This is a genomic window from Sandaracinobacteroides hominis (assembly GCF_016464365.1).
In the GTDB taxonomy this organism is placed as follows: domain Bacteria; phylum Pseudomonadota; class Alphaproteobacteria; order Sphingomonadales; family Sphingomonadaceae; genus Sandaracinobacteroides; species Sandaracinobacteroides hominis.
This window is the reverse complement of the sequence record NZ_JADCUC010000005.1, coordinates 86,839-102,723: the sequence shown is the minus strand read 5'-3', so window position 1 is coordinate 102,723 and position 15,885 is coordinate 86,839. Positions and strand designations below refer to the sequence as shown.

Here is a 15,885-nt window from a genome sequence, read left to right as displayed (position 1 = left end):
GTTCGGCCTGCCCCTGATATAGGCTGGAAGGGAATTAGGATTCGAGACGGAAGACGCCTCCGTTCCGTTGAGATTTCATATGTTTCGCGTCCCCGGTCAGCGGTTCTGCTGCTCTCGCATCGCCCGGTCACGGGCGGAAAGCGACTCCTGGATCGGCGCCTTCTGGCCCGGATACAGGCCCGATTTCGGCTCCATCGTATCGAGGTTCCAGTCGGCCTCGACGAACATCGCGCGGGTTTCCGGCAGCTTCGGGAAGCCGCCGACCTGCTTTTCGCTGTCGATGATCTCGCCCCGCCCTTCGGCGACGAAGAACAGCACGCGGATATCGTTGGCGTCGCGGTCCCACGGCCGGGCGCCGGCATTGCTCAGCAGATGCGTTTCGACGTCGCGGGCGGGAAGGATCGGCAGGTCCGCGGGCCAGGCGACCGGCGTTGCCGATTCGATGAGCTTCGCCCGCGTTTCGCCATAGCGGCCGAACATCGGCAGCGGCGCCCCCGTCCAGTCCACGGCGATGTTGTCGCGGGCATGATAGCGCAGGTCGCCATCCCCGCCGAGCATCAGGAACGGCAGGCCTGCTGCGGTTGAGGGGCCTCCCCGCAGGACGTTGCCGACCGCCGACAATTCGCCCGTCTGGTAAGCCTCGCCCACCCATTCCAGCGCCATCAGATTGTAGTGGAGTGCGCGCCGGCCCGGATCATAGATCAGGTTATTGGCCACAGCCGCGTGCACGCCACCCTTCAGCAGCGGATTGCGTTCCACATTGTGCGCATAGATGTTGCGCCAGATCACGATGCCGGTGGCATTGTCGTGGATCAGCGTGCCCTTGCTATGCTCGCCTTTGGGGTGGCTGGAATTGGCCAGCCCCTCTGCCAGCAAATTGTAGCTGAAGGTGATGTTGTTCGATGTCGCCCTGCGCCATTCCTCAGGTGTCTTGCCGTTGAAGCGCGGACCGGATGCGGAGAGATTCTCGTCCACCGCCCAGGTCATCGTGCAGTGATCGACGATCACGTTGCGGGCCGCGACCGTGGAGAGGGAATCGGCTTCCCAGCCCGATTCAGGCCCCTGGCCGTCGGCGCCGGAGCGGATGCGGATGTGGCGCACGATCACGTCGTGGGTGCGAACATCGATCCCCGTGCGAATGAGGGTGATGCCCGGCGAGGGCGCCGTCTGGCCGGCGATGGTCAGGAACGGTTCCTTGATGTCGAAGGCCTTGAAACCGAAGTCGATCACGCCGCCAACTTCGAAAACCACGATGCGCGGACCCTTGGCCTCGATCGCGGCCTTCAGGCTGCCTGGGCCGTCGGGGGCGAGGGTGGTGACGCGGATGATGCGTCCGCCGCGTCCTCCCGGGGTTTCCGAAGCCGGGCCCACCGCGCCGGGGAACGCCACCGAAAGGGCAGGAGTCGCGATCAGCTGCGCTCCGGCCAGCAGGCATGCGGACAACAGCAAAGACACAGTTCGCATCAAAAACCTCCCCGGCCATTCCGGCCCATTCATGTTGTCGTCATCTGCCTTGACAGCAGCGGCGAGCTGTAACAAGGTTCTTATGACACCGGTTACTTCAAGACAATCGGCGATGGTAAACAACTCGTCGCAAGTGCCGGAAAGACCGCCAGCCAAGGCGGCGCGAGGGAGGAAATCGGGCAAGCCGGGTCACACCGGCAGGCCGAATCGGCAGGAACGACGCGTGAAATCGCGCCAGTTCCCTTTCCCTCGCAGCTTTGGCAGGTCGGTTTTGGTTACCGGTGTCATGCCCTGTTTCAACAGGGTTCGGGTTCATGGGGAGAATGAGAATGACACGTCCCGCCACCTTCCGCGCTGCCGCCCGCTGGAGCACTGCGCTTGCCTTGGTTCTGTCTGCCAGCGCCGCCTTCGCCCAGACCGCGGGCGAACCCGCTGACACACAGGCGGCCGAAGACATCATCGTCACTGGCTTCCGCGCCTCGTTGGGCGCTGCGCTGGACATCAAGCGGGATTCGGTGACCGCCGTCGACGCCATCGTTGCCGAAGATATTGCCAAGTTCCCCGACCAGAACCTTGCAGAATCCCTGCAGCGGATTCCCGGCATCACCATCCAGCGTGACGGTGGCGAAGGCCGCGCCATCACCGTGCGCGGCCTCGGCCCGCAGTTCACCCGCGTCCGCGTGAACGGCATGGAGACCATCGCCACCTCGAACGACGGCGCCTCGTCCAACCGCGACCGCTCGTTCGACTTCAATGTCTTTGCCTCGGAACTGTTCAGCTCCATCGTTGTGCACAAGACGGCTGAGGCCTCGCTCGATGAAGGCTCACTGGGCGCCATCATCGACCTCAACACCGGCAATCCGATGGGCGGCAAGGACGGGATCACCGTCGTCGGCGCTGTACAAGGCGCCTATAACGACCTCTCCAAGAACGTCAGCCCGCGCCTCTCCGGCCTGCTCTCGTGGAAGTCGCCCGACGGCACCTTCGGCGCCTCGGTTTCGGCTGCCTACCAGAAGTCCGACACCCTCGAGCTCGGCAACAACACCGTCCGCTGGGCGCAGGCCCGCTTCGACAGCGTCAACGGCCAACCCTGCTTCTTCAACTCGAACACAGGAACCACACCGGTCCGCAACTCCGGCGGTTTCTATCAGCCGAGCGCCATCTGCGATCAGGCAGCACTCGCCTTCCACCCGCGTATTCCGCGCTATGGCGAAGTGCGCCACGAACGCGAGCGGCTGGGGATGACCGGCAGCCTGCAATGGTCGCCCACGGAAGCAACCAAGGTCTCGATCGACGGCCTCTTCTCCAGCTTCAAGGAAACCCGCACCGAGAAGTGGGGTGAAGTGCTGCTTCGATCCAACGAACGCTCGATCGACGTGGTGAACTTCAAGGTCGACGACAACAACAACATGATCGCGGCGACGCTGAACGACGCCTGGGTCCGAACCGAGCATTTCCAGAAGGTCAGCAAGACGAAGTTCTACCAGGTGGGCGTAACCTGGGACCAGGACCTGAGCGATACCTTCCGCTTCACGGCGATGGGCGGGATTTCGCAGTCCGACGCCGACGTGCCGAAGGAAACCACTTTCGTCTTCGATGATCGCGACGCCCAGAACTACCAGTATGATTACACCGACATGCGCCGGCCGCGCCTGACGTTTGGCACCAGCGTCACCGACGCCTCCAACTTCCAGCTGGCGGAAATCCGCGACCGTCCTTCCAACGTCACCAACAAGTTCCGCACGGCGCAGCTGCGCACCGAGTGGGATCTGGCGGAAGACTTCACCGTGAAGACCGGCGTCGTCTGGCGGAAGTTCACCTTCGACAGCACCGCCTTCACGCGGGACACGGTGGTCTGCCCAACCGGCGGTGGCAAGGATCTGGTGCTCGGTACCCTCACCTGCACGGCATCTTCGGTGTTCGGCCCAACGGCCGTCTACGGCTTTGCAGCTAGCGGGCTTGAGGAAAGCTTCAAGCTCGGCAACGCCGGCCAGCCTTCTGGCACCACGAACGAGTGGCTGATCCCGAACCTCGACAAATCTGCCGACTTCACCAAGCTCTATGATCGCACCCCGGTCGTCGACGCGGGCAACACCCGCAGCGTCAGCGAGGAGGTCTCCGGCGGCTATCTGCAGTTCGACATGAAGGGCTCGATCTTCGGGCTGGAGTATCGGGCGAACGCCGGCATCCGCTATGTGAAGACGTCACAAACCTCGACCGGTCTTTCCAGCGGCACGCCCGTCACCGTCGACCGCACCTACGAGGATTGGCTGCCGTCGATGAACGTCGCACTGTTCCCGGCTGAAGACCTTATCATCCGCGGCTCCATTGCAAATGTCATGACACGCCCGACCCTCGCCAACCTCACGCCCGGCGGCTCGGTCGACGGCTTCAACTATCGGGTGAACTTCGGTAACCCGTTCCTTGATCCGTTCCGCGCCACTGCCTATGACCTTGCGGTCGAATGGTATTTCGCGCCGGACTCGATCTTCTCGGTCGCGTGGTTCCGCAAGGATATCTCCAGCTTCCCGATTGCCGATGTGCGCAGCGGCACGTTTGCTTCCACCGGTCTTCCGACATCGATCATTCCCCCCGGATCGCCTGCGGCGCAAAATCCCGAGGGTCAGCTCTGGACCATCAATTCTATCGTCAACGGCACGGGCGGTTGGTTGCAGGGTGTCGAGCTTTCCGCACAGGCACCTTTCACATTCCTTCCTGGCTTCCTCAGCCGCTTCGGTGGGATCGTCAACGCCACCTTCATCGGTTCTAGCGCGACTTACAGCGTAGCTGGGCCAACCATTGTTCCTTGCGTACGCAATCCTACCAATCCCAACGCAGCCTGCACATTCGGGGCGAACGTGAACGACCCGGCGAAGAAGGGCGATCTGTTCAACCTGTCCCAAGTGGCCTGGAACGCCACGCTCTATTACGAAGATGCCAAGTTCAGCGCCCGCGCCAGCCTCGCAAAGCGCGGCGGCTACAACGACGCGAACAGCGGCACCGGCAACATCTTCGAAGGCTATGCCAGCCAGATCAACGTCGATGCCTCGATGCGCTACAAGGTCACGGAGAACATTGAGCTGTCGCTGGAAGGCAATAACCTGACAGACGCCTATCGCAACCGCATCAGCGATGCGGAAGCGCAGCGCAACTACGAGAGCAACCACTTCGGCCGCACGATCACCTTCGGCGCCCGCTTCAACATGTAGCCTTGCCGTTCGACAAGCTTCAACCCTGGCGCCGGCAACCCTGTTGCCGGCGCCATTTTGCTGGGCGATGAAAGCATATGCAGATGGAACTGGATCGCAGGGGCGCCATCGGCCTCGCGCTTGCACTTTCCGCCAGCGGCGCCAGCGCTTTTTCCGAACCTGCCGACACCATCCGGCTCTGGCCCAATGGCGCTCCGGATGCACCGGCCAAACTGCCGGTGGAAGTGGTAACGGAGCGCGGCAAGGCCGATTTCCGCGACCGGGCGGTAAGCGGTATTTCCGATCCACGCCTCGTCGTCTTCCGCGCTGCAAATCCAACCGGTGCGGCCATGCTCATCTGCCCCGGCGGCGGCTACAAACATGTCGTCGTCGACAAGGAGGGCTTCGAGCTGGGCAATTGGCTGGCGGCGCGTGGCATCACTGCCTTCGTGCTCTTCTACCGGCTTCCCGCAGACGGCTGGAGCCGCCGATCCGACACGCCGCTGATCGATGCACAGCGGGCGATGCGGCTGATCCGCTCCCGCGCGGCAGAATTCGGCGTCGATCCTGTCCGGCTCGGGGTGATGGGCTTCTCTGCCGGCGGACACCTGGCAGCAGATCTCGCCGCGCGCTTTGCCTTTGCCGCGCGCCCCATATCGGATACCGTTGACAGACTTTCTGCAAGGCCTTTCCTGGCCGCGCCCATCTATCCGGTGATTTCGATGACCGCGCCGATGGCGCACGCCGGCTCGCGCGACCTGTTGATCGGCAAGGAGGCCGGGCCAGAGCTGGAACGCGCGCACAACCCCGCCGCCCATATCCCGGCCGACGCTCCGCCGCACTTCCTCTGCCATGCGGAGGACGACGGCGCCGTTCCGGTAGCCAACACACTGCTGTTGCGCGAGGCGCTGGTGGCGCGCGGCATCGTCACCGAAACGCATCTGTTCCCCACCGGCGGCCACGGCTTCGGCCTGCGGCAGGTGGTGGGAACGCCCACCGCCGAATGGCCGAACCTGTTTCTTGCCTTTGCGCGCGCCAGAGGGTTGTTCGGCAGCAGCTGACGCGGTCAGGCGGCGATCCCTTGCCCCATCGACAAGGCACGTCAGCGACATCGGGGGCTGCAGGCACTGCTTCGGCGCGAACTTTCCGCCGCGCCGGAGCCTGCAACGCTCGCGCTTGCGCCGGAACTCGCCCGCCGAAGCCGCCGCCGTCGCGCGCGGGTGCTGACGATGCCCACCGCACATTCCGCTGACGGCCTCTATGGATCGGCTCTACTCGGCGCCCTCTCCTTCGGAGAACATGCACTGGCGGACCCCTGCATCAAGTGGCTCGAATTATTTCTGCTGGGCGAGCCTGCCCCCTGGGTGGCCGCCATGCTGGAGTTCGGCCGGACTTTCCTTGCACTTTCAAAGGGTGACGCCAGGGTGATCCCGGCGGCCGCGCGATTCCACGCGCGGGCGCCGCACGAACCTGCGTTGAACTGGCTCAGACCGACCATGCGGGCAGTTGAAAAACGTGCGCTCTCCAGACAGGGATAGAACCAACGAGTCCGGAAAGGGTACGTCTTGCCTTCAACCTGCCGCCGCCTGAGATCCGCCATCTGCACGGAAGCCATTCGGTGAAAGACCGCTGGACCCTTGCGATCCACGGCGGCGCCGGGGTGAAGCCCGGGCGGGACTATTCCGAAGTGGTGGCCCACATGACGCAACTGGTCGCGACCGGCGAGGCCCGGCTGGCCGGTGGGGCCAGCGCCCTCGATACCGTCGAGCAGGCGGTTGCAGACATGGAAGCGTCGGGGCTCTACGTTGCCGGCCGGGGATCGCCGCCAGGGCTTGACGGTTCGGTGGAGATGGATGCCGCCATCATGGACGGCGCCTTGATGCGCGCCGGGGCGGTGGCCGTGATCCGCGATGTGGAAAGCCCGGTGGCGGCTGCACGCGCCGTGCTGGAGAGAACACCGCATGTGCTGCTCGCGGGCGAAGGCGCCATTCGCTTTGCGCACCAAGCAGGCGTTCCGCCGATCGGCAAGCGGCCGGATTTCTTCCGCCTGCCGGTGGGCGTGCAGCAATCCGAAGTCGATGTCGGCCCCGATCGGCTGGGCCACGGCACGGTCGGCGCCGTAGCGCTGGACCGCGAGGGGCGGCTGGCGGCGGCCACCTCGACCGGTGGCATCTATGGCAAGCGGCCTGGCCGCGTCGGCGATGCGCCGGTGCTCGGCGCCGGAACCTGGGCGGACGACATCCTCGCCGCCAGCTGCACCGGCATCGGCGAGATGTTCATCCTGTCCGGCGGCGCTCGCGATGTGTCGGCCCGCATGCGTTACGGCGGCCAGCCGCTGGTGGAGGCCTGCGAGGCCATGCTGGCCGAGGTGGCGCGGCTGGGCGGCGATGGCGGCATCATCGCGATGGGGGCCGACGGTATCCCCGCCTTTGCCTGGAACTCGGCCGGTCTGAAGCGCGCAGCCGCCGGATCCCACCTCCAGCCCATGGCCGCGATCTGATGCCGAACTCGCTGCTTCCAGCTGTTCCCGATCCCACGGCGCTGTCCGGAAACGAGCTGGCAAAAAGCCGGAGCACCCGGCGGCGGATCCTGGAGGCAGCTCGGGACATATTGGCCGAACAAGGCTACCAGCGCTTTTCAACCGGCGCCGTCGCGGCGCGGGCCGGCCTCACCCGGCCGGCGATGCTCTACCATTTCGGCAGCCGCCGAGAGCTGCTGACCGCCGTTATCCACCACCTCGCCCGTCGGCGCATGGAGATGCTTCAGAAATCGGTGGCGGAGGCAAGCTTTTCGGGCGGCTTCACCACGCCCCAATTCCGTTCGGTTGTGGCGGAGATCAGCTGGAAGCAGCTGGAGACACCCGAATTCGCAGCCTTTTCGGAACTTGCGATGGCGGCGCGCACCGACCCCGAGCTGGCAGAGGTGATCCGCCCGGCACTGGAAGCATTCGACCGCGGCCGCAGCCGGCTGGCAGAGCAGTCGCTTCCCCCGGAGCTGTTCGCATCGATGGATTCTCAGCTGGCGAGTGATGTCGTGCGTTTTCTTACGGAAGGCGCCATGCAGATGGGCAATATCGTGGACAATCGCGAGGAACGGCTGGCCGATCTCCGGCACTTCGTAGCCAGCCTCGTTGCCACGCCCGAGGGCCACGCCTTTCTCGCCAGCACGCTCGCCGGGCGCAAGAAGGAGGCCGGCGCGGAAAAACAGGCGGCCGAATAAGCTTAGGACGTCCTAGTCTGCCCGGGTGACCCGCAGCACCTTGCCGGCCGCATCGTCCGTCGTCAGCCAGACACTGCCGTCAGGCGCCACCCGCACATCCCGAATCCGCTCGCCCACCTGCTTGAACAGGCTTTCCTGCCCCAGCACCTTCGCATCGGGCGACAGGTGCACGCGCCGCACTTCCCGGTCGACCAGCGCCCCCACCAGCAAGTCGCCCTGCCATTCGGGGAACATGGCGCCGCGATAGACCGCCAGCCCCGAAGGCGCGATCGACGGTACCCAATGGACGATCGGCTGTGTCATCCCCTTATACTCGGTGTAGGGAGAGATCGTCGCGCCGGAATAGTCCATGCCAAAGGTGGCGACCGGCCAGCCGTAATTGGCCCCCGGCTTCAGGATGTTCACCTCGTCGCCGCCCTTGGGCCCATGCTCATGTTCGAACACGATGCCGCGCACGGGATCGAACGCCAGCCCCTGCGGGTTGCGGTGGCCGCGGGTGAAGATGCTGCCCTGCGCCCCCGGATTGCTGACAAAGGGGTTGTCCGGCGGGACCTTGCCGTCAATTGTCAGCCGCATCACCTTGCCAAGCGGGCTGTCCAGCTTCTGCGCCCGCTCGCGCCAGTCGAAGCCGTCGCCGGTCGCCAGCAGGAAGGTGCCATCCGGCAGGAAGGCCATGCGCGCACCGAAATGCACCGGACCGCTCTTCAGCGGCAGCGCGGTGTAGATGGGCGTCACCTCGATCAGGCTGTTGCCCACCAGCTTGGCGCGGGCCACGCGGGTGCCGTTCGCCTGCTTGGCTCCATGCGCATAGCTGAGGAAAATCAGCCCGTTGTTGTTGAAATCCGGGTGCGCCACCACGTCGAACAGGCCACCCTGCCCTTCGTTATAGACAGCGGGAACCCCGGTCACGGGAAAGACCTTGCCGCCTTCGATCCGCTTCAGCTTGCCGTTACGTTCCGTCACCAGCACGCTGCCGCCGGGCAGGAAGGCCAGGCTCCACGGATGGTCCAGCCCGCTTGCCACCACTTCCACGCGCGTTGGCACCGGCGCGGCGATTGCAGCCGTCCCAAGCGCGACAGACGCCAGAAGTGCCAGAGTGCGCAACATATTCTCTCTCCCCGAACCGGCAATTGCCCGCTAGGCTAGCAGGAACAAAGGCGGGAGGAACAGGCAAATGCACAATTGGGGCAGGCGGATAGTGGCTCTCCTCGCGGCGGCGCTTGTCACCACTGCGCTCGCCAGCCTGTCGCACAGCCTGTTCGTGCAATCTGCACTGGCGGAACTGGGCACCGAGCTGCCGTTCGGCATCCGGCTGAAGACCATCTTCCGCGATTTCTTCGGCCTGTTCCCCACCCTGGGGCCGGTGATGCTCGGCTCGCTGCTCATCGCCTTTCTCGTCGCGGCCGTGTTGAAGCGCCGTGCCGGCATGCTGGCACCCTTCGCCTATGCGTTGGCCGGCTGGGCCGCCGTCTTCCTTGCCCTCTTCACCATGCGCCTCGTCTATGGTTTCTCGCCGCTCGCCGGCGCGCGGACGGGAATGGGGATGTTCGTGATGACGCTGTCGGGCCTGATCGGCGGCTTCGTCTTCCAGTGGCTGACGCGGAAAACCAGAGCTTAGGAGTTCACGTCCTAGACCGCCCGCACCGGCCACAGCTCCGGAAGCGCCGTCGCCATCCACTGCACCAGCGCCGCGCTCACCTCGCGCGGGCGCTCCTGCGCCAGAAAATGTCCTGCCGAGATCACTCGCTCGGTCAGCTGCGCACAATTGGCCCGCATTGGCTCCGTCAGGCGCGACTGCAGCGTTTCGCACACGGCGTCATATTCGGCGTGCAGGAACAGCACCGGCATCTGCAGCTTCCACTGTCCCTTCGCCCGTGCGGCAAAGGCGGCATTCGCCTCCCTGTTCATGTACCAGCTGTCCGGCCCGAAGAAGCCGTTGCGCTGCAGCCCCTCCACATAGCGATCCTCGTCTGCTTGCGTCAGCACGGCTTCGTCGCGCGGCAGCAGCGGCGCGGCCATCCCCGGCCCGAACCAGCCGCCCCGCGCCCGGACGCCTGCGGTGATGGCAGGCTGCCCCTTTGACGATGGATCGGCCGTGCGGAAGCACAGCCGCACCATCGCCCGCGGATCGGCATCGAAGGCCGCGCAGGCGGCGGCGAAATTTTCGCGGTAGAACAGATGATAATCCCACTGCGCCGCAGGGTGCTCGCCTTCCGGATAGAGCGCCCTGTCGGCAAGTGGCAGCGCCGCCTCGATGCTGAAACCCTCTGGCAGATACGGCAGGCACATGGCCGCTATCCCATGGCAGCGGTCCGGATGCTGCTGCGCGATGGACCAGACCACGGGCGCGCCCCAGTCATGCCCCACCCAGATCGCGCGCTCTGCCCCCAGATGCTCCAGCAGCTCGATCATGTCGGCGACAATCGCCTCCAGCGCATAGTCGGAATGCGCCGGATAGACGCCGGACCGGCCATAGCCCCGCATGTCCGGCGCCACGGCATGAAAGCCAAGGCCTGCAACCAGCGGCAGCTGATGCCGCCACGAGATCGACAACTCCGGCCACCCATGCACGAAGATCACCGGCACACCCTCAGGATCGCCACAGCTCAGGTAGAAGCTGCTGTGGCGCTCGGTCTTGCAGATCAGCTCGCGGATTTCGTGCATGTTGCTCTCCCGCCTCAGAACGCCGGCAGTGCGGCAACCGTCTGCCGATACTCGGCCATGATCCCGTCGAGAATATCCTTCACCGGCCGCACCTCGTCGATCCGTCCGGCCACCTGCCCGGTGAGCGCCAGCGCCGCCTCCATATCGCCGCCGAAATACAGCTCCTTCGCCCCCGCCATCTCTCCGAAGATATTGTCCGAAGGCTCCACTTCCAGCCGCGTCGAGCGCGCCGTGCGCAGCGCCCTGAGCGCCGGCCCCGGCCCCTGCCGGTTCAGGAACACCGTATCGGTTTCCTTCGCGGCAACGATGGCGTCCTTCCAGTTGCGGTGCACCGGGCTTTCCGCCGCGCTCACCATCCGCGTGCCCAGCTGGATGCCATCGGCCCCCAGCGCAAAGGCGGCCGCCATCGTCCGCCCGCAGAGCATGCCCCCCGCCGCGACGATCGGCTTGTCGGTAACGCTGCGCACCAGCGGCAGCAGCACCATCGACGCGACATCGCGCGCGTTCTTGAAGCCGCCGCCCTCGCCGCCTTCCACCACCAGCCCGTCGACGCCCGCCTCCAGCGCCTTCAGCGCCCCGGCGAGGTTCGGCACCACATGGAACACGGTCAGCCCGGCCGCCTTCAGGTCGGCGCAATAGCGGTTGGGATCGCCCGCCGAGGTGGTCACGAAGCGCACGCCCTGGTCGATGATGAAGCGGACGATGTCGGGGTCGCGCACAAACGCCTGGGCGATATTCACGCCAAAGGGCTTGTCCGTCAGCTCGCGCATGCGGGCGATCTCGATGCGGATATTGTCCAGTTCGCCCGAACTCGTTTCGATAATACCCAGCCCGCCGGCATTGCTCACGGCAGATGCCAGTTGCGAGCGCGCGATCCAGCCCATCGGCGCCTGGATGATCGGCCGTTCGATCCCCAGCATGTCGCAAAGCCGGTTGCCACCCATCCGCATTCTCCCCATCTTGTGGCCACCATCAAAGACCTGACCCGCCCGCCGCCGCCAGCTGTGTTTTTTTGGGAGCGGGGGGTTTTGTGGCAAAAATGTCACACTACATGTCAGGGCAAGAAGTGGAAAACTGGGCATGAACATCGAAAAGTTTACCGACCGCGCAAAGGGCTTCCTGCAGGCAGCCCAGACCATCGCCATGCGGGAAAATCACCAGCGCGTGACCTCCGGGCACCTGCTGAAGGCGCTGCTCGACGACGAGCAGGGCATGGCCTCCGGCCTCATCCGCAACGCCGGCGGCGACGCCAACCGCGCCAAGCTGGCGGTCGATGCCGCCATCGCCCGCCTGCCCAAGGTGTCGGGCAGCGGCGCGCAGCTGCAATGGGATCAGGATGTCGCCCGCCTGCTGGATCAGGCGGAACAGATTGCGGAAAAAGCCGGCGACAGCTTCGTCACCGTCGAACGGCTGCTGCTGGCACTGGCCCTTTCCGGCGAGACCGAGGCCGGTCGGGCGCTGAAGGACGCCGGTGTCACCGCACAGAGCCTGAACGAAGCCATCGAAGCCCTGCGCAAGGGCCGCAACGCCCACTCGGCGTCGGCCGAGGAAAGCTATGACGCGTTGAAGAAATATGGCCGCGACCTGACGGAAGTGGCGCGCAGCGGCAAGCTCGACCCGGTGATCGGCCGCGACGAGGAAATCCGTCGCACCATTCAGGTGCTCGCCCGCCGCACCAAGAACAATCCCGTCCTCATCGGCGAACCCGGCGTCGGCAAGACCGCGATCGCCGAGGGCCTCGCGCTGCGCATCGCCAATGGCGACGTGCCGGATGGCCTGAAGGACAAGGTGCTGTTCGCGCTCGACATGGGCGCGCTGATCGCCGGCGCCAAATATCGCGGCGAATTCGAAGAGCGCCTGAAGGCCGTTGTCGACGAGATCAAGGCCTCCGACGGGCAGATCATCCTCTTCATCGACGAAATGCATACGCTTGTCGGCGCCGGGAAATCCGAAGGCGCGATGGATGCCTCGAACCTGCTGAAGCCCGCCCTTTCGCGCGGCGAAATGCATGTGATCGGCGCCACCACGCTGGATGAATATCGCAAGCATGTGGAGAAGGACGCCGCGCTGGAGCGGCGCTTCCAGCCGGTGTTCGTGGGCGAGCCAGGCGTGGAGGACACCATTTCCATCCTGCGCGGGCTCAAGGAAAAATATGAACTGCACCACGGCGTGCGCATCACCGATGGCGCGCTGGTGTCGGCGGCGACGCTATCCAACCGCTACATCACCGACCGTTTCCTCCCCGACAAGGCCATCGACCTGATGGACGAGGCGGCGTCGCGGCTGCGCATGGAGGTGGAATCCAAGCCCGAGGAAATCGAGGCGCTGGACCGCCGTATCGTGCAGATGAAGATCGAGCGCGAGGCGCTGAAAAAGGAATCCGATGCGGCATCGCGCGATCGGCTGGCGACGCTGGAAACCGAGCTCTCCCGGCTGGAGGGCGAGGCGGCCGAGCTGACCTCCCGCTGGTCTGCCGAAAAGGAGAAGCTCGCAGGCGCCACGCGCATCAAGGAGCAACTGGATCAGGCGCGCGTAGAGGTCGAACAGGCGCAGCGGCGCGGCGATTTCGCCCGTGCCGGCGAGCTGACCTATGGCGTGCTGCCCGATCTGGAAGCGAAGCTGGCCGAAGCGGAAAAGGCGTCGGGCGAAGCGATGGTGCGCGAGGAAGTGACCTCGGAGGACATCGCCGCCGTCGTCTCCCGCTGGACCGGAATCCCTGTGACCAAGATGATGGAGGGCGAGCGCGAGAAGCTGCTGCACATGGAGGACGACCTCGGCAAACGGGTTATCGGCCAGGCCGATGCCGTGCACGCCGTTTCAAAGGCCGTCCGCCGCGCGCGAGCCGGGCTGCAGGATCCTGGCAAGCCCTTGGGTTCGTTTCTGTTCCTGGGGCCGACGGGCGTCGGAAAGACAGAGCTGACCAAGGCGCTGGCCGATTTCCTGTTCGACTCGTCGGAGGCAATGGTTCGCATCGACATGTCGGAGTTCATGGAGAAGCATTCGGTCGCCCGCCTCATCGGCGCGCCTCCGGGCTATGTCGGCTATGACGAAGGCGGCGTCCTCACCGAGGCTGTCCGTCGCCGCCCGTATCAGGTGGTGCTGTTCGACGAGGTGGAAAAGGCCCACCCCGACGTCTTCAACGTGCTGCTGCAGGTGCTGGACGATGGCCGCCTGACCGACGGGCAGGGCCGCACGGTGGACTTTTCCAACACCCTCATCATCCTTACCTCGAACCTCGGCAGTCAATTCATTGCCGCGCTGCCCGACGGCGCTGACGTGAAGCAGGCCGAGCCGCAGGTGATGGAAGTGGTGCGCGCGCATTTCCGCCCCGAGTTCCTGAACCGCCTGGACGAGATCATCCTGTTCCACAGGCTGGCGCTGGAGCATATGGGCGCGATCGTCGACATCCAGGTGGCGCATGTCGGCAAGCTGCTGAAGGACCGCAAGATCACGCTCGATCTCAGCGACGGCGCCCGCCAATGGCTGGCCCGCGTCGGCTACGATCCGGTCTATGGCGCCCGGCCGCTGAAGCGCGCGATCCAGAAGCATCTGGTCGATCCGCTGGCTGACAAGCTGCTCGCCGGCGAAGTGCCCGACGGTTCCACCGTCGAGGTCAGGGACGGCGATGGGGCGCTTGCCATAAGCGTCGCCTGACGCAGAATCCCCGCCGTCCGGATGCCCGGGCGGCGGGGGGCTGCAATTCGAAAAATCAGTTGCTGGGGTTCATGCCCGCGCGCGACCGATCGATGAGGTCGGCGCCGTCACGCCGCTGCTGATCGGAGATCTTGTTCCACTCCGCGTTTGTCTTGCAGACTTTTTCCTTCTTCACCAGGCTGCCCGTCACCTGAATGCGGCGGCAGCGGATGGCATCAGGATCCTTGGCATCGGGGTTCGCCGCAGGCGCGGGCGAAGTCGTATCAGCGGCGGCCGCGGGCGCGGCCACCAGAAGCCCGAAGGCCAGCAGAGGAAGTATCGTCTTCATTGCCATCTCCAATGGTACGACACGCCACCCAATCCCGGTACTTCCGTGCCTACGCACGTCCCGCAGGATTGTGGCCACTCGCGTCCGCCAGAGCATAGAATTGCCCTATCAATTGCTGCTCTGCAACAGAGAGATGTGGATTCCACATGTCAAAAATCAGCACCACGCGCAGTTCGTCGCTATTGTTCCAGGCTTCGTGCTCGATGGTATCGTCAAAGGCAAAGATTTGCCCCGGAATCCACGGCCGCGTTTCGCCCCCCACACGAAACCCGCAGCCCGGCGGTACCACCAGCGGCAGGTGAACGGTGCAACGTGTATTGGTAACCCCCGTGTGCGGCGGAATCCGCGTATGCGGCTTCAGCAACGAGAAAAAGGCTGAAGGCGAGCGGCCTGGAACCTCGCTGCGCGGCAACGCCTGCAAGGCTGCAGCGGTGATCGGGCAGCGATCGAGCACACTCGGATTCGGCACCCCATATTCCCACATGAAATAGGCGCCCCAATCGAGACGGTTGTCCAGCGGCGTCCACTTGTTGGCAGGCGTCCCCAATTCCTGCCGCACATAGGGGCGAATGCTGGTGTCGGGATCTGCATGCAGGGCCAGAAACTCGTCTCGTATCGCCTCCCAGCGGTCCTCCAGCCCGTCCATCCACGGGAACAGCGAACGTTCGAAAAACTCGTCGGCCGGAAGGAACGGGACATGCAGTCCGGAGCATTCATTGGTGAATACCCGGCTGCGCCTCCCCAGTACAACATCTACCGCAGCGTCGAAGCGGCGCGTCTCGACCGCTCCGAAACCGGCACGCGCTGCCTTGAGGCCGGTGTCGAGGAAGTCGGAAACCTCGCGCGACTGCGCCGCGAGATAGCTGCGCGCCTGCTCGAGCTGCTGGGCCAGCGCTGGCGGCAACTGCTGGTCTGATGGAACAAGCGCAAGCGCCGCCCGCCAGTGACTTGTAGCCGAAGCAACCCGGCCATTGCGCTCGTGCAGCTCGGCAATGCGGAACTGGCCCATGAAATAGGTCTGGTCGATGGCCAGCGCGCCTTCCAGCGCCAGCTGTTCACCTGCATCGTCGCCGCGTGCCCGATGCGCCGACGCCAGGTTCATCCACAAGCCGATCTCGCGCGAATCCGCATGCACCGCCGCTTCGAAATTGCGGGCGGCCGCATCGGCATTGCCCGCCGCCAGTTCCTGCATGCCCAGCGCATTCAACACCAGCGGATCGCCCGGCGCCGCGCGACGCGCCTGTTCCAGAAGGCGCCCTGCTTCCGGCAAATTCCCCTGCTGGCGCGCATGGGCAGCGCGCCCTACCAGTTCGTCAATCTCCATCCTTGGTTCTTGCCGCAAGCAATGGAGACATGCAATCAGACCCC

Annotated in this window: 13 protein-coding genes; 7 read left to right on the top strand and 6 right to left on the bottom strand. The window is 65.0% G+C overall.

All coding sequences use genetic code 11. The features are described from left to right. Positions 1-96: 96 nt before the first annotated feature. Entirely contained in the window at positions 97-1,464 is a 1,368-nt protein-coding gene (locus tag IM784_RS11715; protein ID WP_199555526.1) for a pectate lyase family protein, read from the bottom strand. Positions 1,465-1,793: 329 nt separating this feature from the next. Between IM784_RS11715 and IM784_RS11710 the strand changes: the two genes are divergently transcribed. From IM784_RS11710 to IM784_RS11690, 5 genes are all read left to right on the top strand, one after another. Further along, complete coding sequence (locus tag IM784_RS11710; protein ID WP_235977121.1) at positions 1,794-4,673, top strand: TonB-dependent receptor; 2,880 nt, start codon at positions 1,794-1,796, stop codon at positions 4,671-4,673. Positions 4,674-4,750: 77 nt separating this feature from the next. After that, positions 4,751-5,713, top strand: a complete 963-nt coding sequence (locus IM784_RS11705; RefSeq protein WP_235977120.1) for an alpha/beta hydrolase — start codon at positions 4,751-4,753, stop codon at positions 5,711-5,713. Positions 5,714-5,881: 168 nt separating this feature from the next. Further along, positions 5,882-6,190, top strand: a complete 309-nt coding sequence (locus tag IM784_RS11700) for a hypothetical protein (protein ID WP_199555524.1) — start codon at positions 5,882-5,884, stop codon at positions 6,188-6,190. Between the two features lie 80 nt (positions 6,191-6,270). Next, entirely contained in the window at positions 6,271-7,152 is an 882-nt protein-coding gene (locus IM784_RS11695) for an isoaspartyl peptidase/L-asparaginase family protein (protein WP_199555523.1), read from the top strand. Then, positions 7,152-7,871 carry a TetR/AcrR family transcriptional regulator gene (locus IM784_RS11690; RefSeq protein ID WP_199555522.1) on the top strand — a complete coding sequence of 240 codons (720 nt, stop codon included), beginning with the start codon at positions 7,152-7,154 and terminating at the stop codon, positions 7,869-7,871. Before IM784_RS11695 ends, IM784_RS11690 begins: the two co-directional genes overlap by 1 nt. A 12-nt stretch (positions 7,872-7,883) precedes the next feature. Here IM784_RS11690 and IM784_RS11685 read toward each other — a convergent pair whose 3' ends face one another. Further along, complete coding sequence (locus IM784_RS11685; protein ID WP_199555521.1) at positions 7,884-8,978, bottom strand: PQQ-dependent sugar dehydrogenase; 1,095 nt, start codon at positions 8,976-8,978, stop codon at positions 7,884-7,886. 91 nt (positions 8,979-9,069) lie between these two features. On the opposite strand from IM784_RS11685, the gene IM784_RS11680 reads away from it, so the two are divergent. After that, on the top strand, positions 9,070-9,489 hold the full coding sequence (locus IM784_RS11680) for a hypothetical protein (RefSeq protein WP_199555520.1): 420 nt from the start codon (positions 9,070-9,072) through the stop codon (positions 9,487-9,489). Between the two features lie 11 nt (positions 9,490-9,500). On the opposite strand, the gene IM784_RS11675 is transcribed toward IM784_RS11680, so the two are convergent. Continuing rightward, on the bottom strand, positions 9,501-10,535 hold the full coding sequence (locus IM784_RS11675; RefSeq protein ID WP_199555519.1) for an alpha/beta fold hydrolase: 1,035 nt from the start codon (positions 10,533-10,535) through the stop codon (positions 9,501-9,503). A gap of 14 nt (positions 10,536-10,549) precedes the next feature. Then, positions 10,550-11,479, bottom strand: coding sequence for an NAD(P)H-dependent flavin oxidoreductase (locus IM784_RS11670; RefSeq protein ID WP_199555518.1), 930 nt, complete (start codon positions 11,477-11,479; stop codon positions 10,550-10,552). Between the two features lie 136 nt (positions 11,480-11,615). On the opposite strand from IM784_RS11670, the gene clpB reads away from it, so the two are divergent. Further along, positions 11,616-14,189, top strand: a complete 2,574-nt coding sequence (clpB, locus tag IM784_RS11665) for an ATP-dependent chaperone ClpB (RefSeq protein WP_199555517.1) — start codon at positions 11,616-11,618, stop codon at positions 14,187-14,189. A 55-nt stretch (positions 14,190-14,244) separates the two neighbouring features. On the opposite strand, the gene IM784_RS11660 is transcribed toward clpB, so the two are convergent. Then, complete coding sequence (locus tag IM784_RS11660; RefSeq protein ID WP_199555720.1) at positions 14,245-14,517, bottom strand: hypothetical protein; 273 nt, start codon at positions 14,515-14,517, stop codon at positions 14,245-14,247. A 49-nt stretch (positions 14,518-14,566) separates the two neighbouring features. Beyond that, complete coding sequence (locus IM784_RS11655; RefSeq protein ID WP_199555516.1) at positions 14,567-15,841, bottom strand: aspartyl/asparaginyl beta-hydroxylase domain-containing protein; 1,275 nt, start codon at positions 15,839-15,841, stop codon at positions 14,567-14,569. Positions 15,842-15,885: the final 44 nt, after the last annotated feature.